We start from the raw sequence: 247 nt of genomic DNA, 5'->3' as shown, positions 1-247 counted from the left end.
GGCTATGACGAGACCCGCGAAGTGATTGCAGACTGGCATGGCAAGGGCCGCAACCACGTCGCCATCACGCCGCGCTTCGCCATTACCTCTACACCGGCACAGATGGAGGCGACGGCCGCCCTCGCCCGCGAATTCCCGTACCTGCACATCCAGACGCACCTTTCCGAGAACCACGACGAGATCAAGTTCACGGGTGAACTCTACCCGGAAGCGATCGACTATACCGATATCTATGCCCGCTACGGGC

The 247-nt window shown here is 61.1% G+C and carries 1 pseudogene; it reads left to right on the top strand.

Features of this window, described 5'->3' with window-relative positions:
* Window positions 1-247, top strand: a pseudogene (locus ACPYOG_RS20245) (guanine deaminase); the annotation flags it as partial.

The sequence above is a fragment of the Leifsonia sp. HAY1-4F genome, assembly GCF_056755275.1.
Note: the sequence above shows the minus strand (reverse complement) of the source record. Positions and strands in the feature narration are given on the sequence as shown.